This is a genomic window from Sphingomonas sp. JUb134 (genome assembly GCF_004341505.2).
Classification (GTDB): domain Bacteria; phylum Pseudomonadota; class Alphaproteobacteria; order Sphingomonadales; family Sphingomonadaceae; genus Sphingomonas.
Genome location: NZ_SLYP02000001.1, coordinates 3418134 through 3436294, shown reverse-complemented (window position 1 = coordinate 3436294; position 18161 = coordinate 3418134). Strand labels below are relative to the sequence as shown.

17 protein-coding genes and 1 tRNA gene are annotated in these 18161 nt (G+C 67.6%); 8 read left to right on the top strand and 10 right to left on the bottom strand.

Going from position 1 to position 18161, the window contains the following annotated elements; all coding sequences use genetic code 11:
* The coding region (locus EDF69_RS16175) for a cell cycle transcriptional regulator TrcR (protein WP_204991406.1) at positions 1 to 506 on the top strand (506 nt) is incomplete at its 5' end.
* A gap of 122 nt (positions 507 to 628) precedes the next feature.
* The gene (locus EDF69_RS16170) at positions 629 to 1507 is read left to right on the top strand and encodes a dienelactone hydrolase family protein (RefSeq protein WP_132883465.1); all 879 of its coding nucleotides are present in this window, start codon (positions 629 to 631) and stop codon (positions 1505 to 1507) included.
* A gap of 17 nt (positions 1508 to 1524) precedes the next feature.
* On the opposite strand, the gene EDF69_RS16165 is transcribed toward EDF69_RS16170, so the two are convergent.
* The 3 genes from EDF69_RS16165 to EDF69_RS16155 all read right to left on the bottom strand — a co-directional run bounded on the left by EDF69_RS16165 (position 1525) and on the right by EDF69_RS16155 (position 3678).
* Entirely contained in the window at positions 1525 to 1749 is a 225-nt protein-coding gene (locus EDF69_RS16165; protein ID WP_204991276.1) for a DUF1289 domain-containing protein, read from the bottom strand.
* 14 nt (positions 1750 to 1763) lie between these two features.
* Positions 1764 to 3122: a DEAD/DEAH box helicase gene (locus EDF69_RS16160; RefSeq protein ID WP_132883466.1), complete on the bottom strand. Its 1359-nt coding sequence runs from the start codon at positions 3120 to 3122 to the stop codon at positions 1764 to 1766.
* An 88-nt stretch (positions 3123 to 3210) separates the two neighbouring features.
* Complete coding sequence (locus EDF69_RS16155) at positions 3211 to 3678, bottom strand: hypothetical protein (protein WP_132883467.1); 468 nt, start codon at positions 3676 to 3678, stop codon at positions 3211 to 3213.
* Between the two features lie 77 nt (positions 3679 to 3755).
* On the opposite strand from EDF69_RS16155, the gene EDF69_RS16150 reads away from it, so the two are divergent.
* Complete coding sequence (locus EDF69_RS16150; RefSeq protein WP_132883468.1) at positions 3756 to 5201, top strand: FAD-binding oxidoreductase; 1446 nt, start codon at positions 3756 to 3758, stop codon at positions 5199 to 5201.
* 30 nt (positions 5202 to 5231) lie between these two features.
* Positions 5232 to 6005, top strand: coding sequence for a SapC family protein (locus tag EDF69_RS16145; RefSeq protein ID WP_125960707.1), 774 nt, complete (start codon positions 5232 to 5234; stop codon positions 6003 to 6005).
* A gap of 270 nt (positions 6006 to 6275) precedes the next feature.
* Here EDF69_RS16145 and EDF69_RS16140 read toward each other — a convergent pair whose 3' ends face one another.
* Positions 6276 to 7124, bottom strand: a complete 849-nt coding sequence (locus EDF69_RS16140; RefSeq protein ID WP_339537395.1) for an N-formylglutamate amidohydrolase — start codon at positions 7122 to 7124, stop codon at positions 6276 to 6278.
* A 96-nt stretch (positions 7125 to 7220) separates the two neighbouring features.
* Between EDF69_RS16140 and cpdR the strand changes: the two genes are divergently transcribed.
* Positions 7221 to 7598: a cell cycle two-component system response regulator CpdR gene (gene cpdR / locus EDF69_RS16135; RefSeq protein WP_125960709.1), complete on the top strand. Its 378-nt coding sequence runs from the start codon at positions 7221 to 7223 to the stop codon at positions 7596 to 7598.
* Between the two features lie 74 nt (positions 7599 to 7672).
* Positions 7673 to 7747, top strand: a tRNA-Val gene (locus EDF69_RS16130).
* Positions 7748 to 7897: 150 nt separating this feature from the next.
* Here the strand turns inward: EDF69_RS16130 and EDF69_RS16125 are convergent.
* The 3 genes from EDF69_RS16125 to EDF69_RS16115 form a co-directional block, all read right to left on the bottom strand.
* Entirely contained in the window at positions 7898 to 9091 is a 1194-nt protein-coding gene (locus EDF69_RS16125) for a YdcF family protein (protein ID WP_339537393.1), read from the bottom strand.
* Positions 9085 to 11592: a TonB-dependent receptor gene (locus EDF69_RS16120; RefSeq protein WP_132883469.1), complete on the bottom strand. Its 2508-nt coding sequence runs from the start codon at positions 11590 to 11592 to the stop codon at positions 9085 to 9087. Before EDF69_RS16120 ends, EDF69_RS16125 begins: the two co-directional genes overlap by 7 nt.
* Positions 11593 to 11846: 254 nt before the next feature.
* Positions 11847 to 13280, bottom strand: coding sequence for a L,D-transpeptidase family protein (locus EDF69_RS16115; RefSeq protein ID WP_339537390.1), 1434 nt, complete (start codon positions 13278 to 13280; stop codon positions 11847 to 11849).
* A 131-nt stretch (positions 13281 to 13411) separates the two neighbouring features.
* Here EDF69_RS16115 and EDF69_RS16110 point away from each other — a divergent pair, with 131 nt between their 5' ends.
* On the top strand, positions 13412 to 13585 hold the full coding sequence (locus EDF69_RS16110) for a hypothetical protein (RefSeq protein WP_165890021.1): 174 nt from the start codon (positions 13412 to 13414) through the stop codon (positions 13583 to 13585).
* 4 nt (positions 13586 to 13589) lie between these two features.
* Here EDF69_RS16110 and EDF69_RS16105 read toward each other — a convergent pair whose 3' ends face one another.
* The 3 genes from EDF69_RS16105 to EDF69_RS16095 are packed head-to-tail and all read right to left on the bottom strand — an operon-like array spanning position 13590 to position 16219.
* Positions 13590 to 14087, bottom strand: a complete 498-nt coding sequence (locus tag EDF69_RS16105) for a DNA-deoxyinosine glycosylase (protein ID WP_339537386.1) — start codon at positions 14085 to 14087, stop codon at positions 13590 to 13592.
* The gene (locus EDF69_RS16100; protein WP_132883471.1) at positions 14084 to 15256 is read right to left on the bottom strand and encodes an NAD(P)/FAD-dependent oxidoreductase; all 1173 of its coding nucleotides are present in this window, start codon (positions 15254 to 15256) and stop codon (positions 14084 to 14086) included. Before EDF69_RS16100 ends, EDF69_RS16105 begins: the two co-directional genes overlap by 4 nt.
* A gap of 3 nt (positions 15257 to 15259) precedes the next feature.
* Positions 15260 to 16219 (bottom strand): cation diffusion facilitator family transporter, encoded by a 960-nt coding sequence (locus EDF69_RS16095; protein ID WP_132883472.1) that lies wholly within the window; start codon positions 16217 to 16219, stop codon positions 15260 to 15262.
* 96 nt (positions 16220 to 16315) lie between these two features.
* Here EDF69_RS16095 and EDF69_RS16090 point away from each other — a divergent pair, with 96 nt between their 5' ends.
* Positions 16316 to 18148, top strand: coding sequence for an ATP-binding cassette domain-containing protein (locus EDF69_RS16090; RefSeq protein WP_204991405.1), 1833 nt, complete (start codon positions 16316 to 16318; stop codon positions 18146 to 18148).
* Positions 18149 to 18161 lie beyond the last annotated feature (13 nt).

The following is an 18161-nucleotide window of genomic DNA, read 5'->3' as shown; positions in this document are numbered from 1 at the left end:
AACTGACGCAGGACGAGATCGAAAAGGGCCAGGCCGATCCGAACTATCGCCTCAAGATCCAGAAGGGTCCCGAGCAGGTCCGCCGCACCAAGGGGCCGCGTTACACCCCGGTGTCGAAGCGCCAGGACAAGCCGGACGGCATCGCCTGGATCATCCGCAACCATCCGGAGATCTCGGACGGCGCGATCGGCAAGCTGATCGGCACCACCCGCACCACCATCGCCGCGATCCGCGACCGTACGCACTGGAACATCGGCAACATCGTGCCGAAGGATCCGGTCACGCTCGGCCTGTGCTCGCAGCGGGAGCTCGATGCACTGGTGACCAAGGCCGCCAAGGCCGCGGGCATGGAAGCACCGACCGACACGCGCTTGGAGGGCGACCGCGAGGCACTGCTGGAGCAGCTGCGCAACGAGCGGCAGCAGGCGGTGCGCGATGCCGAGGCACTGGCGAACGGCGAGACTGCCGAGCCTGCCCCGGCCTTCATTGATCCGTTCAAGCGCTGATCGCCAACGTTCCCGTCCCTCCGCGCTTGCGGGGGACGGGCTCGGCGGGCCCGAGGCCCTGCCGCTTCTGCTGAGGCAGAAAGCCGATTAGCTTCTCCCCGTCCGACTCGGGGATAACTGGCATGACCGACCTTCGCGAGCGCGCTGTCGCGCTCTACGACGCCTTCACCCACGAGCACCGCGATCGTCGCGCCTTCATGCGGGAGATGGTCGCCCTCACGGGCTCCGCCGTCGCTGCCGAGGCGCTGGTCGCAGCGATCGCGGCGTCTCCTGCCGCAGCGCAGCAGGTCCAGCCCGACGATCCTCGCCTTCGTACTGCCACGCGCAAAGGGGTCGAGGCGGGTAAGCCGGCCGCAGCCTATTTCGCGGCACCCCGAGAGGCCGGCGGTCGCAAGCTCGGTACGGTGTTGGTCATCCACGAGAACCGGGGCCTGACAGAGCATATTCGCGACGTGGCAAGGCGCGCGGCGCTGAGCGGGTTCCGAGCCGTCGCGCTCGACCTGCTGGCGCCGCAGGGCGGCACGCCTGCCGACGAGGACCGCGCACGCGAGATGATCGCCAGCATCGACATGGACTTGGCCCTTCGTCAGGCAGTCGCCACCATCGATCGTGCGGCGCGGCAGCGGGGCGGCTCCGGAAAGGTGGGCGCGGTCGGCTTTTGCTGGGGCGGCGCCTTCGTCAATCGCCTGGCGATCGCCGCCGGACCTGCGCTCAGCGCAGGCGTGGCATATTACGGACCTGCGCCCGCCCCTTCCGAGGCGACGAAGGTCCAGACGCCGCTGTTGCTACACTATGCGGGCAAGGACCAGCGCGTGAACGCAACGGGCCTGCCTTGGGCAAAGGCGCTGGAGGCGGCAGGAAAGCAGGTCGAGACCCACGTCTATCCGGACGTCGATCACGCCTTCAACAACGACACGTCGGCACAACGATATGATCCCGCGGCGGCAAAGCTCGCCTGGGAGCGGACTACGCGCTTCTTGCATGCCCGGATCGACGGCTAGGCCGCCGAAGCCGGCGATCAGCCGATCGAGGCTGCAATCCGCTGTTCGAGTGTGCCGCAGCGCGCGGGGAGGGCCGCCAACACGGTGCTCCGCTCCTCGGCCGACATCGCCGTCCAGTTGGCGATCTCTTCGCGCGTGCGGCCGCAGCCGAAACACCAGCCGCTCTCGAGGTCGAGCGTGCACACCAGGACGCACGGGCTTTCGACCGCGACCGGCGCAACATAGTCGATGAAATCGTCCACGCGGCCTTGCCCGATCAGGCGGTGAGTCGAACGTCCAGAAAAGCCGGGATGGGGCCGTTCCAGCCGCCATCGTCCGCCACCGCATCCTCGGCCTCGCGGCGACGGCGCGGTTCTTCATGGCGGGGCGCCCGTTCCTCCCGGGTGCGGCGAGGTTCTTCGGACCGCGGGGTGCGATCCTCGCGGCTGCGGCGATCGCGTGAACGATCGGCCCGCGGTGCCCGTGGCTCCGGCGTAGCTTCCGCTTCCGCAGCCGGCACGCCGCCCAGATCGAGCACCTCGATCTTCTGGCCGGTCAGCTTCTCGATGTTGGCGATGTTCTCGGCATCGTCGGGCGTGACGAACGTATAAGCCGTGCCCGTCGCGCCACCGCGGCCGGTGCGGCCGATGCGGTGGACATAGTCGTCCGGATGCCAGGGCGCGTCATAGTTGAAGACGTGGCTGACACCCTTCACGTCCAGGCCGCGCGCGGCGACGTCTGACGCGACCAGGATGTTGACCTCGCCGTTCTTGAACCGGTCCAGCTCGGCGATACGCGCCGACTGTTCCATGTCGCCGTGGATCTCGGCCGAACGGAAACCCGCGCGCTGCAGGCTCTTGTTGAGCTCGCGCACGGTCGTCTTGCGGTTGGAAAAGATGATCGCGGTGCGGACCTCGTCCGAGGACAGGAGCCGGCGCAGCACGTCGCGCTTCTTGGCCGCACTGACATGGACCACCCGCTGGGTGATGTTGGTGTTGGTGGTCGCCGGTCGCGCGACCTCGATGGTCTTGGGGTTCTCAAGGAACTTGTCCGCCAGCTTCTTGATCGGCGGCGGCATGGTGGCCGAGAACAGCAGCGTCTGCCGCTGCTTGGGAAGCTTGGTGCAGATTTCCTCGATGTCGGGGATGAACCCCATGTCGAGCATGCGGTCGGCTTCGTCGATCACCAGGAGATTGCAGCCGGTGAGCAGGATCTTGCCCCGGCTGAACAGGTCCATCAACCGCCCCGGGGTCGCGATCAGCACGTCGACGCCCTTTTCGAGCGCCGCCAGCTGGTCCCCCATCGATACGCCGCCGATCAGCAACGCCATCGACAGCTTGTGGCCAGCGCCGTACTTCTCGAAGTTCTCGGCAACCTGGGCCGCGAGTTCGCGGGTGGGCTCCAGGATCAGCGAGCGCGGCATGCGCGCGCGGCTGCGACCCTGCGCCAGAATGTCGATCATCGGCAGCACGAAAGCGGCCGTCTTGCCGGTGCCGGTCTGGGCGATGCCGATCAGGTCGCGCATCATCAACACAGACGGAATCGCGCTCGCCTGGATCGGCGTCGGCTCCGTATAGCCCGCCTCCGTTACGGCGTGCAGCAGTTCATCGGAAAGACCGAGATCGGCAAAGTTCATGGGGTTTCCGGAAAACGGCACCGTCGCGGCACCGGAATGCAGGTCCGCGCCTTGCGGATTTCTGCCGGATTGTCAAGCAGAACGCGCCTCAGCGGCCGGGAACGAGCATTCGGAAAGACGAGATGCGGCACTGCCCCCCAGAGCGGGAGCGAATCGTATCGCGCGACGCGCACACCATCCCGTCCGCGGTCGGCTTGAGGTAGAAGCCCGAGTAGAAGTCGAGCGTCGGGCAATCCTCCTCCAGGCGCGCCCGCAGCCGCTTCCCGCCGGTCAGCATCAGGTCGACGCTGTCGGTGCGGGTGATCGACACCGCCGCCAGATTGGCGACGGGCACACAGCGGTCGGTGCGTTTCTCCACCCAGTTGATCGCCGGCAGCGCACGCGAACTGGAGGCGGGGGTGACTTCCATGCGCGGCACCCGCACGATGATTCGCTGGATGCGCACCTCCCTGTGCACGACCGTGCCGGCCGGAACGCTCACGCGCTGCTGGGCCCCGGCCATGGGGGCCGCGAGCGTCAGCAGCAGAAGCACGGGGACAGGCTTCGGTACGGGCATGGGGCTCTCTTCTCAGCCCCTGGGTTTTAACCGGTGATGAACTGGCGGCAAGCCTCTCGGCCGTGTAGCGCGACGGGATGACCGCACAGACCCGCCTGATCCATGCCATTCGGGAAGCGCTAGGCGAGTGCAGCCTCACCACCGACGCCGACCAGATCGCGCCCTTTCTCACCGATTGGCGCGGGCGCTTCCATGGCGCGGCCGCCGCGATGCTGCTGCCGACCTCCACCGCCGAGGTGGCCACCATGGTTCGCCTGGCGGTTGAGCATCGGGTGCCGCTGGTCGCACAGGGCGGCAACACATCGATGGTGGGCGGCGCGACGCCGCCTGCGGACGGATCGGCGCTGCTGCTGTCTACTCGCCGCCTCGATCGCATTCGACGCCTCGACGCTGGGGCTGCACTCGCGGTGGCCGAGGCAGGCGTGATCCTGCAGAACCTTCATGAGGCCGCTGCGGAAGCCGGCTGCCGCTTTCCGCTCACCCTGGGCTCGCGCGGGACGGCGACGATCGGCGGCCTGATCTCGACAAACGCAGGCGGTACCCAGGTGCTGCGCTGGGGGACGATGCGGCGGCTCGTGGCCGGGGTGGAGGCAGTGCTGCCCGATGGCAGCATCCACGATGGGCTCACGCCGCTGCCCAAGGACAATCGCGGCTACGACATCGACCAACTGCTCGTCGGCGCCGAAGGCACGCTGGGGATCATCACCGCCGCGACATTGCGCCTTGCCCCCGCGATCCTTGGCCGCGCTGTCGCCTGGGTGGGCATCGCCGACCCGGAGGCGGGGCTGGCGCTCCTGCGACGGATGCGAGGGGCGACCGATGCGATCGAGAGCTTCGAGATCATCCCCGGCGACACGCTGGAGCGCGCAGTGCAGTATCTGCCGGACGCGCGGTCGCCGCTCAGCGGCACCCACCCATGGCACCTGTTGATCGAGGCGGTCGCTGCGACCCCGGAGGCCGAGGCGCCGGATGCCCTGCTCGCGCGACTGCTCGGCGACGCGCTGGACGCCGGTCTCGTTGCCGACGCGGTGATCGCCACATCAGAGGCGCAGGCGGAGGCGTTCTGGCGGCTGCGAGACTCGCTCTCGGCAGCAGAGCGCGCCGCAGGCCCGGCGGTACAGCACGACATCTCCGTGCCGGTGAACCGGATGCCGCGCTTCATGGTCGAGGCGGCAGCGGCGGCAGAGGCGCGCTTTCCCGGCACCCACGCCACCGCCTTCGGACACTTGGGCGACGGCAACGTCCACTTTCATGTGCGGGCGCCTGCGGGCGTCGATCCGGCACGCTGGATCGCGGAGGAGGCGCCCGGCATCACCACCTTCGTTCACGACCTGGTGGTTGCCGCCGGCGGCTCGATCTCGGCCGAGCACGGCATCGGCCAGATGAAGCGCGACGAACTGGCCCGTCTCGGCTCGCCCGCCCGCCTGGCGGCGCTGCGGGGGATCAAGCAGGGGCTCGACCCGATGAACCTGTTCAATCCCGGCAAACTGGTGACGCTTGCGCCCGTCGACGGGGCGAAATAGACGCGCAAGCTGGGTTCCAGGAGATCAAGAATGGCCACGGCGCCGAAGAACAACGGGCTTCCTCTGTTTTACAACCAGCTCGAACCGCTTTCGAGCCAGCAGCACGCCAACTACAAGGTTCGCGTTGCGGATCGTGCGCCGTTCCTGGTCAACGAGCATGCCGTGCCGGTCACCGTCGAAGAATTCCCGCTGGTGCAGCGTCGCATGCCGATCGTCTTCTCGGTGGGCGAGGATCCCGTTCCGCTCGCGCTGATGGGCCTGAACGAGGGCGTCAACACCTTCATCGACGCCGACGGCCGGCTGATCGACCCGGAAGTGTACGTCCCGGCCTATGTCCGCCGCTATCCGTACATGCTCGCCCGCCTGCGTCCGGACAGCGAGGACCTGTCGCTGTGCTTCGATCCGACCGCGGACACGATCGGCGCGTTCGAGGACGGCGAGGCGCTGTTCGACGGCACCGAGCCGAGCGAGACCACCAAGCAGATCCTGCAGTTCAACGAGCAGTTCGAGCAGGCCGGCCAGCGCACCGCGATGTTCATGAAGGAGGTCAAGGACCTGGGCCTTCTGATCGACGGTGAAGTCTCGATCCAGCCGGACGGCGCCGAGCAGCCGTTCATCTACCGTGGTTTCCAGATGGTCGACGAAAAGAAGCTCAACGAGCTTCGTGGCGACCAGCTGCGCAAGATCCAGCAGAACGGCATGCTGCCGCTGCTCTATGCGCACATCTTCTCGCTGTCGCTGATGCGGGACCTGTTCGCGCGTCAAGTGCGCGCGGGCATGATCGCGCCCCAGCCGACCGCCTGATCGGACGTCCCGCCGGGTCAAGCCCGGCGAGACGCAGTACGAATCGCAAGCGCCGTCCGTCTTCCCGATGGGCGGCGTTTCGTCGTGCGCGTCAGGCAATGCATCGCAAGTGTCGGCAAACGCTTGAACCTTTGCGCTTGATATCTATATTCTCTGGTACGCGGTCTCGTGTTCCCCCCTTTCGCGGGATCGTGTGACACGCTTTCAGCGTGTCTCCTCCCTGAACCTAGGCCACCTCGTGCTTCGTGCACGGGGTGGTTTTTTTATGCGCTATTCGGCGGCAAGCGCCGGCGGAAGCGCTTCCGCGGCGACGGCTGCGATCATGTGGGCGAGGGCGGCAGCGAGGCGGGGAAAGCCGGGACCAACCTCCGTCAGCGTGGGATCCAGATAGAGGCCGCGATCGAACTCGATCTGGACCGCGTGCACGTTGCGTGCGGGCGCCCCATGGGTCGTCACCACGTGCCCACCGGCGTAGGGCTGGTTACGGGCGATCCGAAGGCCGGCATCCCGCGCGGCGGCTTCGAGCGCATCCACCAGGCGCCGCGCTGCCGAGCGCCCGTGTCGGTCGCCCAGCACGACCTGCGCAGGCGTGACGCCCGGCAGCGATGGCATGGAGTGGATGTCGAGCAGGATGGCGACGCCGAACCGCGCGTGCGCCGACGCGAGCGCGGCAGCCACCGCGGCGTGGTAGGGACGATGTTGGGCCATGATGCGGGCAGTAACCTCGTCCGCGTGCAACCGGCGCTTCCAGATGTCGCCCGCGCTGCTGGCGCGCCGGGGTATGAGCCCCAGCCCGCTGCGCAGCCGCGCCGAGGCCCGGGGCTGCACCATGGGGTCGGCGCCCGCGTCGACCTGCGGATCGCGCTCCTGCTCGCTCCGGTTCAGGTCGATCCAGGCGCGAGGAAGCTTGGCGACGAACAGCGTGTGAGGTCCGCGCGCCGCAAGCGCCACCTGGTCGACCAGCCGGTCCTCCAGCGGTAGCAGCGCCGCAAGCGGCACCCGCAGCAGATCCCGCATCGCCTCCGGATAGGCGCGGCCGGCATGCGGCACCGAAAGCACCAGCGGCGTTACCGGATCGGCGGGACCGTGCAGGTCAAAGGGGAGAGGCGGCGCGGGCACGCCCTGGATGCTAGGCCCCGCGGCGATCCGGAGCAACGCGCTGGAAAAGCGGCAGGGGTTCGCCCATAGACGCGGGCGCTCGTACGAGAGGGATGCATGTACAGGATTCTGCTGGCCGAGGACGATCAGGTGATGCGCGAGTATCTGACGCGCGCGCTCGAACGTTCCGGCTACCGCGTGGCGGCGGTCGATCGCGGGACGGCCGCCTTGCCGTTGCTGGAGAGCGAGACGTTCGATCTGCTCCTCACCGATATCGTAATGCCCGAGATGGACGGCATCGAACTCGCACAAAAGGCGCAGGAGATCGCACCCGAGATGCGGGTGATGTTCATCACCGGTTTTGCGGCAGTGACGCTGAAGGCGGGCAAGGCCGTGCCCCAGGCCCGGGTGCTGTCAAAGCCCTTCCACCTGCGCGACCTGGTGCGCGAAGTGGACCAGCTGTTTGCGGAGGACAGCGTCCCCTCGCACAGCTGAGCAGATTTTTTGGGTTCGGCCACTTTCGGTGCTTGCGCTCCCCAGCGCTCCCCGCTAGAGGCCGCACTCCCGGCGGGCGTGTAGCTCAGTGGTAGAGCACTGTGTTGACATCGCAGGGGTCGCAAGTTCAATCCTTGCCACGCCCACCACGGAAAAACCCGCCAGCGCACTGCGTTGGCGGGTTTTTTCATGTTGGTGCCCTGTGCCAGAAATTCGGCACATCTTTCGTCCGACATCTCGACGACTTGGCGCCGCCCGACGGGCCGGTGGTTCCCGACAAACCCGCTTCAGCCCGCCGATCAGGGATCGAGCGGGTCGAGCGGATCGATCCGTGCCGAACGAGGATCGGGGCGGAAGGTGAGCTCGGTAGGCGAGAGCCGGCGGCCGATCACGCCGGGTTCGTAGCCGAGTTCGCGGCGGTTCCTCTCCCCAAAGGCGGGGCTCTCGATCATCCGGCTCTGGTCCGGGTTGCAGACGATGAGCGCCTCGCGATCGAGCGGCGCTCCCAATGCCATCAGCCGTCGCGTGGCGTTGCGCAGGTTGGTGGTGGTGTGTCGAGCATAGGGCTCGATGACGATCGCCTCGGCAGGCACGCCATAGCGCTCGATCAGCGCGCGGCGCATCTCGGCGGCCTCGTTATGGGGCGTGCCGTGCGGGTGTGCGCGGCCACCGCTCACGATGATGAAGGGGGCGTCTCCGTCCGCAAAGCGGTTCGCGGCGAGCCGGACGTGGTATTTTCCGCCGGGGCTGAGCGGCATGTCGGGAACCTCGGGGCCGATTCCTGTCAGCACGACGGCCGTATAGCGGTAGCGGGACCAGTCGAGGCCGCGGGCCCGCGCCATCGCCGCGGCGTTGTCACCGCCGTCGATCGGCTCGAATCCGCTGGCATCGGTGCGGTCGTTCACGTCGAGCAGCGCCAGGCCCAGTTCCATGCTCGGATCGAGCGTCTGCAAGGAGCCGGCACGCGGCGTGTTGCGCAGGCGGACCGCAGCCGCCAGGCGCGTCTGCGCCTCCGTGCTGCCGAACGCCGCCGATGGCCCGTCGATGGAAGGGTAGCGCGCGGGCATTCCCAATGCATAGACTCGGACGATCGCGTTCAGCCCGCGGATCTCCCGGGCAAGGCCGGAGGCGAGGCCGTCGTCGGGAACCAGCCGCCGATCGCGCAGCAGCGGGGCGGCATTCCGCTCCACCGCATGCGCAAGCGCTGCCAATTCCTGCTCATCCCACAGCGCGGCCTCCGCCACGCACGGGGCCGCCTCTGCGCAGGCGGCGGTGCGTTTCGCACGCGTCGCAAGTGTGGTGGCGAGGCTGCGATCGGCGCGGAGCCGGGTGATCGTCTCCGGCGACCGACCCATCGCATCGAGCATCGGGAACAGCCGCTGCGCCAGAACCTCGGTCGCGCGGTCGCGAACCTCGGCTGCCACAGCAGGCTGAACCGCCGCCGCGCACATCACGGCGGCGAGGGTGATGCGAAGCGCCCGGTGCCTCACCACGACTTGGAGACGACCAGACGGAAGTTCCGGCCGAAGATCGGGCGACCGTAGATGGCCTCGCTGCTGCCCTGGCCGCTCAGCGAGTCGGTGCGGGTATTGCCTTCGGTCAGGCCATGCGCGTTGAACAGATTGTCGCCGACCACCTGCACCTGCCAGCTCGCCCGGCGCAGCGTCACGCCCGCGCCGATCGTGCCGTAGGAGGGCAGCGCGGTGTTGTTGTAGAGGTCAACGTAGCGCTTCCCCATGTAGGTGTAGCGGCCATAGACCGAAATGTCCGTCTCGCCCGAGGTGAAGTCGAAGCTCGGCCGGATGTTGCCGTAGATCTTGGGCTGGCGCACAATCTGATTGCCTTCCGCCTGCTCGGGATCGGCGCCGGTCGCGCTTTCGAAGTTCTTGTACTTCGGGTCGCTGACGGTGAGCGCGCCGTTCAGGGTGAACCAGGGGGTCACGGACCAGGCGCCATCGAATTCCACGCCCTTGACCTGCGCCTCGCCGATGAAGGGGACGTTCACGTCGTTGCGGCCGGTGGTCGGGTCGTACGCCAGGAACGAGGCGTTGAGCGGGTCGAAGTTGGTGTAGAAGCCGGTGACGTAGAGGTAGGAGCGCCCGGCGGCGAGCTTCAGCCCGGCCTCGAACTGGTCGGCGACCGTGGTGATGATGGTCGGGTTGATGCTCATCACCGTCTGGACGCTGGGCGGCGTCTCGAGGTGCGAGGCGCGGCCATAGACGCCGACATGGTCGCTGAAGTCATAGTTGGCGCCGACCGTCCAGTTGGTGACGTTCGGCTTGCCCTTCTGGTTGATGATCGCTCCGGTGAAGGCGCGGGTGGCATCGTCCGCCAGCGTGGTGCGATCGCCCAGGTCGGCCTGCTCGGTCAGTGCCGCCCAGCCTTCGTAGCTGTAGCGCTCGTGGCGGATGCCGGCGTCGATGCGCAGGCCCGGGACGATCTCCCAGGTGTCGTTGGCATAGATGGCGAACATCTTCGCGTCAGAGTCGCCCTGGTTCAGCGTGGCGGCGTAATTAAGCACGCCGTTGTCCGTCACCCGGCCGAGTTCTGCACCCGAGGCCGAATAGGCGACGAGGTCCAGCGTGCGCGGCTTACCCGCGACCTCGATCAGATAGTTCTGGTAGAGCGTCCGGCTGTCCTCGCCATAGAGACTGGCGTAGAGGCCGAGCTTGATGTCGTGGCTGCCGATGCCGGTCTCGAACTTCTTGGCGACGGTGAAATTGCCCTGGCCCGAATAGAACTTCGAGTGGATGTCGCGATACTGGCCCTGCATCACCAGGCCCGATGCCGCATCGGGATCATAGACGGTGTTGGTCCCCGCCAGCACATAGCCGAAGCGGTTCACCGCCCCGAACGCAGCGGTCGCGCGCGCCAGATAGCCGTTGGCGAAGCTGTCGGCGTCGGCCGGATTGGTGGTCGAGTAGAAGGCGGTGAAGTCGAGCTTGCCCTGCGTGTATCCGACCTTGGCCGAAACGAGCCACCCGTCGAAATCGGCGTCATATTGTGCGCCGAAGTTCACCATCTGCATGTGGCGACCGTCGGAGAGATCGCTGGTGCGGCTCTGGATCACGCCGGCGCCGTCGCGATACTTCAGGTTCACGTTGCGCAGCGCCGGCGAGTTCATCGTGCCGGTGAAATAGTCGATGTACGGATCGAGCGAGACGCTTGGGTCGCGCGGGTCGGCGATGGGGATCGGCAGATAGAAGACGTTGTGGTCGTTGACGTAGTTGAGGTTCAGCTTGATCGAACCATTGTCGAGGTCGTGCTTGAGGTTCGCGCGGATCTGGCCGCCCTTGTCGTTCGGGAAGCCGTTGTCGCGGTAGCCGTCGTGATACCGCAGGAAGCCGCCGACGGCGTAGTAGGTGTCTTTGGCAATGGGGCCGGACTGATAGGCATCCAGGCGGTAGAGGCCCGTGTCACCCAGCGTCAGCTGCGCCTTGCCGCGCGGCGTCTCCTCACCGGTGACGGTGATGGCATTGATGATCGCGCCCGAATAGCTGGCGTAGACCGGGGCCGGACCACCGCGGACGACTTCGGCATGGTCCGTCATCAGGTCCTGCTTGAGGATCGCGTCGCCGCGGAAGAACACGCCGTCGTTCTCGTGGAACAGGGGAAGGCCGTCCTGCTGGAAGCTGACGAAGCCGCCGTCGTTCGGCAGACCGCGGATACGGTAGATGTTCTGCACCTCACCGCCGGTGATCTCCGTCTGGAAGCCGGGCAGCTGGCCGATCAGGTCGGCGAAGTTGACCGGTGCGATCTTCTCGACGTCCGCCTGGGAGATGGTGTTGATGGCATAGGACACATCGAACCGCCGCTGCGCGCGGGTCGATCCGGTGACGATGATTTCTTCGGGCGGCACGTCGCCGACTGCTGCCTGCGGGTCCGACGCTTCGGCCGATGCAGCCGCTGAAGTCGTTTCCTGCGCCCAGGAAGGTGCGGCGACGAAGCACAGCGCGGGAAGAGCGGCGTAGGCGAGCTGCTTGATGTTCGGCATGATATCCCAGTTCTGAACAGTACCCGGAAAGGGCAGGCGACTGGGGCCGAGCGGCTACGGCAAAGCCATGACAGATCTGTTACGGAGTCGAACCGGTTGCAGGCCTATTTGCCTGCTGGCCGAGTCTTCTGGTCATCAATGAAGGGCAAGCCGGCATGTCTTTGGTACTATGCGCGAGGACGGGAATAGCGCTGGCTTAGGCGGGGCATCGGCGAGGGCAGAGCTGATGCCGTCAGCTCCGCCCTCATGTTGCATCAGGGGCCTACGTCCGCGCCGTCGGGCTTCAGGCGATAGTTGGTGGTGGTGCCGAGGCCGAGTGCCTGGGCGACGCGGTCGTTCCAGCCATACGGATCGTTGCGGATTACCGGTTCGCCGGCTTCGTCGAACAGCACGGTCTGGTAGAGCATCCGCACCGGGATCTCGCGCGGCAGCTTGACGAAGGTCTCCTTGCCGGTCGCGCGCGCCTTGTTCCACTCGTCGATCACGCCCTCGTCCTTGGCGAGCATCTCGGCAAAGCCCAGCGCATCCTCGACGCGAACGCAGCCGTGGCTGCGCTGGCGCTGCACCTGCTGGAACAGCGGCTTGGCCGGCGTGTCGTGCAGGTAGATGGCGTGATCGTTCTGCATGTCGAACTTGACGAGGCCGAGCGAGTTCTTCGGGCCAGGCTGCTGGACGATCCAGCCGTCTTCCCACGCCATGTTGTTGCGGCGCAGATAGTCCGATCCCTTGCCGGCGATCTCCTTTTCCTGGATCGAGCGGGGCACGGTCCAGGTCGGGTTGGCGACCAGGCGGAAGATCGGCGACCCCAGCTGCGGGGTCTCGTTGTCCGGCTCGCCCACCACGACCTTGCGACTGTTCACGAGCTTGCCGTCGCGCCAGTAGCTCAGCCGTGCCGCCGCCACATTGACGTCGATGCGGGTACCGGGAGGGGTGCGCTCGATCCAGCGCAGCCGCTCCATGTTCACCGCGATCGCGCGCGCACGATCCGCGTCGGAAAGGTTGAGGATGGCCAGCGCGTCGCTGCCGATCACGCCGTCCGGCTTGATGCCGTAGTCGGCCTGCATCTGCTTGACGGCAGCCGCCATGGCGGGCGTGTAGCGATTGCCGCCTGCCGCCGCACGATCCAGATAGTCCGAAGCGACCAGCTGGCTGGCGATCAGCGGGATGCGCGCGTCGGTTGCGCCCGGCTTCAGCGGCTCGCCCTTGTCCGGGATCACCGGCGTCGCGCCCTCGCCCTGCTTGCGCAGCGCCAGATAGGCTTGCGACAGCTTGCGGTAGTTCGCGTCCTGCGGGGCCAGGCTTTCCAGCCACTCGCCGACCTTGCCCTGCTGAAGCGCTTGGACGAGCCCCTGCTTCAGATCGGGGTTGGGCCGGGGAACGGTGTAGACCTCATAGAGCTTGGTCGGATCGGTTGCGCCACGAGCCAGCGCGCCGGCATAGGCGAGCGCCGCCTTGGTCAAAGGCGCTTCGTCCTCGCCGGCCGGAACCTCGAAGTTCATCTTGTCGAGGCCATGGGCGGCGCGCTTGTTGAGGGCGTCGCGCAGCTGGTCGGCTGTGGACTTCGACCACTGCGCGGGCTGGGCGCTCTCGCCGGCTTCGGTCTGGTTGGACGGGGAAGTGTTGACGTTGCACGCCGACAGCGTGAGCGACATCGCCAGCAACGATGAACCGATAAGACCGACGCGCACCCGCTTCTCCTCGTTATTTTGCAGGCAGATAACGTCCGGACTGCCGTTTCGCTCCCGCAAGGAGCCTTCCGAGCCGTTGCCGCAACCGCGGGGCGGTTCGTCGGTTGAGGGGGAAGAAGAGGAGACGCGTCATGGTCGACCGCGACATGGGTACGCCCGATCACAATCTGTCCACCGAGCATCAGAAGACGGGGGACGCAGCCCTTCCGAGCGACACGCTCGACAAGCCTGCGGACGAGGTGTCCCCGGCCAAGGACTTCGATCCCGCCGGCGACGTGGGCAAGCCGCAGCCGAGCGGCCGCTGACCGGTCAGAGATAGTCGGCGAGCGCGAGCCAGGCCTTCTGCTTGGCCGCAACCCCGACGGTGTGCAGCGGGCTGCTGGAGGGCAGGGCAACGATCGCATAATGCGCCGCCGCCTCGCCCAGCTGTGCCCGCCCATGGCGAAGCGCCGTGCCGCCGTTGAAGCCGATCGCGCGCAACTGCGGCAGCGTCGCGACCAGCGCGGCGAGGTCATTGGCGGCGAGGTCACGGATGGCCGCGTCGCTGCTGCCGGTCCGCCGCGCCTGGGCGACGACGTCCCACAAGCCGATCCCGGAGGCCTGCAAGGCGGCGAGCCGCTCCGCATAGGCGAGCGGCACCAGGTCCCGCCCGGCGACTGGCGACATCAGCCGCCAGAACTGGTTCTGCGGGTGCGCGTAATAACGCTGCTCGGCGAGTGAGCGCTCGCCGGGCAGGCTGCCGAGCACCAGGACGCGCGTCGTGGCGTCGACCACGGGCGGGAAGCTGCGCTTGAGCGTGTCGGTCACAGCGCCTGGCCCGCCGCCCAGCCGCTCGCCCAGGCCCATTGGAAGTTGTAGCCGCCCAGCCAGCCGGTCACGTCCATCGCCTCGCCGACGACGTACAGCCCCGGCAGGTGCCGCGCCGCCATGGTGCGCGACGAGAGCCCCTCGGTCGCGATGCCGCCTACCGTCACCTCCGCCTTGGCAAAGCCTTCGCTGCCGTTCGGGACGAAGCGCCAGTCGCCAAGCCGCTGCTCGGCATCGCGAAGCGTGGCGTCACGCTGGTTGCCGAGTTCTCCCACCACCGCCAGGCGTTCGGCGAGGGCCTCGGCAAGTCGGTCGGGAAGCGCCGTCGAAAGCACCGTGCGCAGACCCGCACGGGGGCGGGTGCGCTTCGCCTCCAGCAGCCACCCCGCATCCTGATCGGGCAGGAAATCGATGCCGATCGCATCGCGGTGGCGCCAATAGGAGGACACCTGGAGGATCGCCGGACCCGACAGGCCGCGGTGGGTGAACAGCGCCGCCTCGCGAAACGCCGCCTTGCCGCAGCGCGCGACCACTTCGGTGGCCACGCCGGACAGGGAGCGGAACAGCGCTTCCTCCGGCGGCAGCGTCAGCGGCACGAGCGCCGGGCGCGGCTCGACGACCTTCAGCCCGAACTTGCGGGCGAGATCATAGGCGAAGCCGGTGGCGCCGAGCTTCGGGATGGAGGGACCGCCGGTGGCGATCACCAATGCCGGCGCCGTGAGCGTGGCGTCCCCATGCACCACCGTAAAGCGTCCGTCCGCATGCGAGACGTCCCGGATCGCCGCACCCAGGCGCATCGCCACGGCGCCTGCCGCGCACTCGTCCAGCAGCATGGCCACGATCTGCCGGGCGGAGCCGTCGCAGAACAATTGGCCGAGCGTCTTTTCGTGCCAGGCGATGCCGTGCCGCTCGACCATCTCCAGGAAGTCGCCGGCGGTGTAGCGGCCGAGCGCCGATTTGGCGAAATGCGGGTTGGCGGACAGGTACCGGTCTGGCGCGGTGCCCAGGTTGGTGAAGTTGCAGCGACCGCCGCCCGAAATCAGGATCTTGCGGCCCGGCTCCGGCGCATGGTCCACGACGACCACGCGCCTGCCGCGCTGCCCGGCGACGGCCGAAGCCATCAGCCCGGCGCCACCCGCGCCGAGCACGATCGCATCGAAGCTCTCCATCGATCAGCCGGCGGCAGGCGCGAAGCTGAGGATGGCCTCCTCGTGCTTCTCCGGACGGATGTAGATGGAGGTGAGGGTGGGGATCGCGGCCTTCAGTTCGGCCTCCAGTTCCTCGATCAGTGTTTCGCCTGCGCCCATGGTCAGCGCATCGTCGAAATCGGCGCTGATCGCAACGAAGACCGCATCGGGTGCGGTGTGGATGGTGCGCACGTGGTTCACCGCCGAGATGCCGGGCTTCGCGCCCACCACGGACCGCACCCGCTCGATCAGCACCGGGTCCGCGCGCTCGCCGATCAGCAGCCCCTTGGCCTCCCGCGCCAGCAGTGCGGAGACGGTCGCCAGGATCAGGCCGATGAGGATCGATGCGACGCCATCGATGCGGGGATCCCCAAAATAATGGCTGGCCCACACGCCAGCGCCGGCGACGGCAAGGCCGATCAGCGCCGCCGAATCCTCGAACAGAACGATGAAGCCGGCGGGATCCTTGGACTCGTGGATCGCGCGCCACCAGCCGGTGTCCCCGCGCTTGGCGTTGAACTCGCGTACGGCGATCGTCCAGGACGAACCCTCCAGCAGGACGGCGACGCCCAGCACGACGTAGTTGACGACGGGATCGCTGAGTGGCTCCGGGTCCAGGATGTGGAGGTAGCCTTCGTAGATCGATACGCCGGCGCCGACCGCGAAGATCAGCAGGGCGACCACGAATGCCCAGAAGTAGAGCTCACGGCCATAGCCGAACGGGTGCTTCGGATCGGCCGGCCGGCGCGCGCGCCTCTGCCCGTAGAGCAGCAGCACCTGATTGCCGCTGTCCACTACCGAATGCACGCCCTCCGTCAGCATCGAGGACGAGCCGGTGATACCGGCGGCGATGAACTTCGCGACACCGATCCCGAGATTCGCCGCGAGCGCGCCATAGAGAACGAGGTTGTTCTTGATGTGCGCGCCCGCGCCGTCCTTCGCCATGAACCGTTCCCTGCCTGTGCGGATGCTGAAGTCTGGGCAGCATCAGTGGTTCCGCCAGCCCTCGCGTGGCGGCGTTCGGGCTGCTAGGCGGCGGCGATGCTGAACCTCAATGGAATCACGGTGCGCCTGGGCGGGCGGCTCATTCTCGACGGCGTGAACGCGGCGCTTCCGCCTGGCAGCCGCGTCGGCCTGATCGGCCGCAACGGTGCCGGCAAGTCGACTCTGGTGCGCGTGATCGCGGGCGAGCTGGAGCCCGATGGGGGCGCCGCGGAGATGCCGCGCGGCAGCCGCCTGGGCTATGTCGCGCAGGAAGCGCCCGCTGGCAGCGCCACGCCGTTCGAAACGGTACTCGCCGCCGACACGGAGCGGGCAGCGCTGATGGAAGAGGCCGAGACGTCACACGACCCCGACCGCCTGGCCGAGGTGCACGAGCGGTTGCTCGCAATCGACGCCCATACCGCGCCGGCACGCGCCGCGCGCATTCTGGTGGGCCTCGGATTTGACGAGAGCATGCAGCAGTCGCCGCTCGACGGCTTTTCCGGTGGCTGGCGCATGCGCGTCGCGCTCGCCGCCTTGTTGTTCAGCCAGCCCGACGTGCTGCTGCTCGACGAGCCTTCGAACCACCTCGACCTGGAAGCCGTGCTGTGGCTGGAGGACTTCCTCAAAAGCTATCGCGCGACGATCGTGATCGTCAGCCACGAGCGCGACTTCCTCAACAACGTCGTCGATCACATCCTTCACCTGCAAGGCGGCAAGGTGACGCTCTACCCGGGCGGCTATGACGCGTTCGAGCGGCAACGCGCCGAGCGGATGGCGCAGCTGGAGGCGGCGCGGGCCAACCAGGTCGCGCAGCGCGCAAAGCTGCAGGATTACATCGCCCGCAACTCTGCGCGCGCTTCGACCGCCAAGCAGGCGCAGTCACGCATCAAGGCGCTTGCCAAGATGGCGCCGATCGCCGCGATGGCAGAGGATCCGTCGCTGTCGTTTGATTTCCCCGATCCCGACGAACTGCGCCCCCCGCTGGTGACGCTCGACATGGCGAGCGTCGGCTATGGTGAAAAACCGATCCTCAAGCGGCTGAACTTGCGGCTCGACCCCGACGATCGCATCGGTCTGCTTGGCCGCAACGGCAACGGCAAGACCACGCTCGCCCGACTGCTCGCCGCACAGCTGACGCCGATGGAAGGCGAGATGGCATCCTCGTCCAAGATGCGGGTCGGCTACTTCACCCAGTATCAGGTCGAGGAACTCGACGCGCGCGACACGCCGCTCGAGCACATGACCCGGCTGATGAAGGGCAAGACGCCGGGCGCGGTGCGCGCGCAACTCGGGCGTTTCGGCTTTTCGGGCGACAAGGCGACGACGCTGGTCGGCAAGCTTTCCGGCGGCGAGCGCGCGCGGCTCGCGCTTGCGCTCATCACCCGCGACGCGCCGCACATGCTGATCCTCGACGAGCCGACCAACCACCTCGACGTCGACGCGCGCGAGGCGCTGATCCAGGCATTGAACGCCTACACCGGTGCGGTGGTGGTGGTCAGCCACGACCGCCACATGCTCGAGACCACCGCGGACCGTCTGGTGCTGGTCGACGGCGGCACCGCCAGCGACTTCGACGGCAGCCTGGACGACTATATCGCGCTGGTGCTGGGCGGCGGCAGCAAGGCGGACAAGGCCGAGAAAAAAGCCAACAAGAAGGAGGACCGCCGGGTCGCGGCCGAAGCACGCGAGCGTGCCCAGGGGCTGCGCAAGGAGGCGCAGGCTGCCGAGCGCGAGGTGGTGAAGCTCACCGCCGAGCGTACGGCGATCGACCAGGCGATGTTCGCCCCTGCGGAGGCGGCGCCGGCGCTTGCGAAGCTCACCATGACCGAGTTGATGAAGCGCGCGCGCCGAGCGGATGCGGCTGTCCGGCGAGCGAGGCATGCGAGTTGATGAAGCGCCGAGC

Excerpts from the sequence above, each read along its gene's own strand:
- EDF69_RS16120 (WP_132883469.1), bottom strand. The coding sequence starts at position 11,592 with ATGCCGAACATCAAGCAGCTCGCCTACGCCGCTCTTCCCGCGCTGTGC.
- EDF69_RS16095 (WP_132883472.1), bottom strand. The coding sequence starts at position 16,219 with ATGGCGAAGGACGGCGCGGGCGCGCACATCAAGAACAACCTCGTTCTC.
- EDF69_RS16090 (WP_204991405.1), top strand. The coding sequence starts at position 16,316 with ATGCTGAACCTCAATGGAATCACGGTGCGCCTGGGCGGGCGGCTCATT.
- EDF69_RS16150 (WP_132883468.1), top strand. The coding sequence starts at position 3,756 with ATGACCGCACAGACCCGCCTGATCCATGCCATTCGGGAAGCGCTAGGC.
- cpdR (WP_125960709.1), top strand. The coding sequence starts at position 7,221 with ATGTACAGGATTCTGCTGGCCGAGGACGATCAGGTGATGCGCGAGTAT.
- EDF69_RS16170 (WP_132883465.1), top strand. The coding sequence starts at position 629 with ATGACCGACCTTCGCGAGCGCGCTGTCGCGCTCTACGACGCCTTCACC.
- EDF69_RS16110 (WP_165890021.1), top strand. The coding sequence starts at position 13,412 with ATGGTCGACCGCGACATGGGTACGCCCGATCACAATCTGTCCACCGAG.
- EDF69_RS16145 (WP_125960707.1), top strand. The coding sequence starts at position 5,232 with ATGGCCACGGCGCCGAAGAACAACGGGCTTCCTCTGTTTTACAACCAG.
- EDF69_RS16155 (WP_132883467.1), bottom strand. The coding sequence starts at position 3,678 with ATGCCCGTACCGAAGCCTGTCCCCGTGCTTCTGCTGCTGACGCTCGCG.
- EDF69_RS16160 (WP_132883466.1), bottom strand. The coding sequence starts at position 3,122 with ATGAACTTTGCCGATCTCGGTCTTTCCGATGAACTGCTGCACGCCGTA.
- EDF69_RS16100 (WP_132883471.1), bottom strand. The coding sequence starts at position 15,256 with ATGGAGAGCTTCGATGCGATCGTGCTCGGCGCGGGTGGCGCCGGGCTG.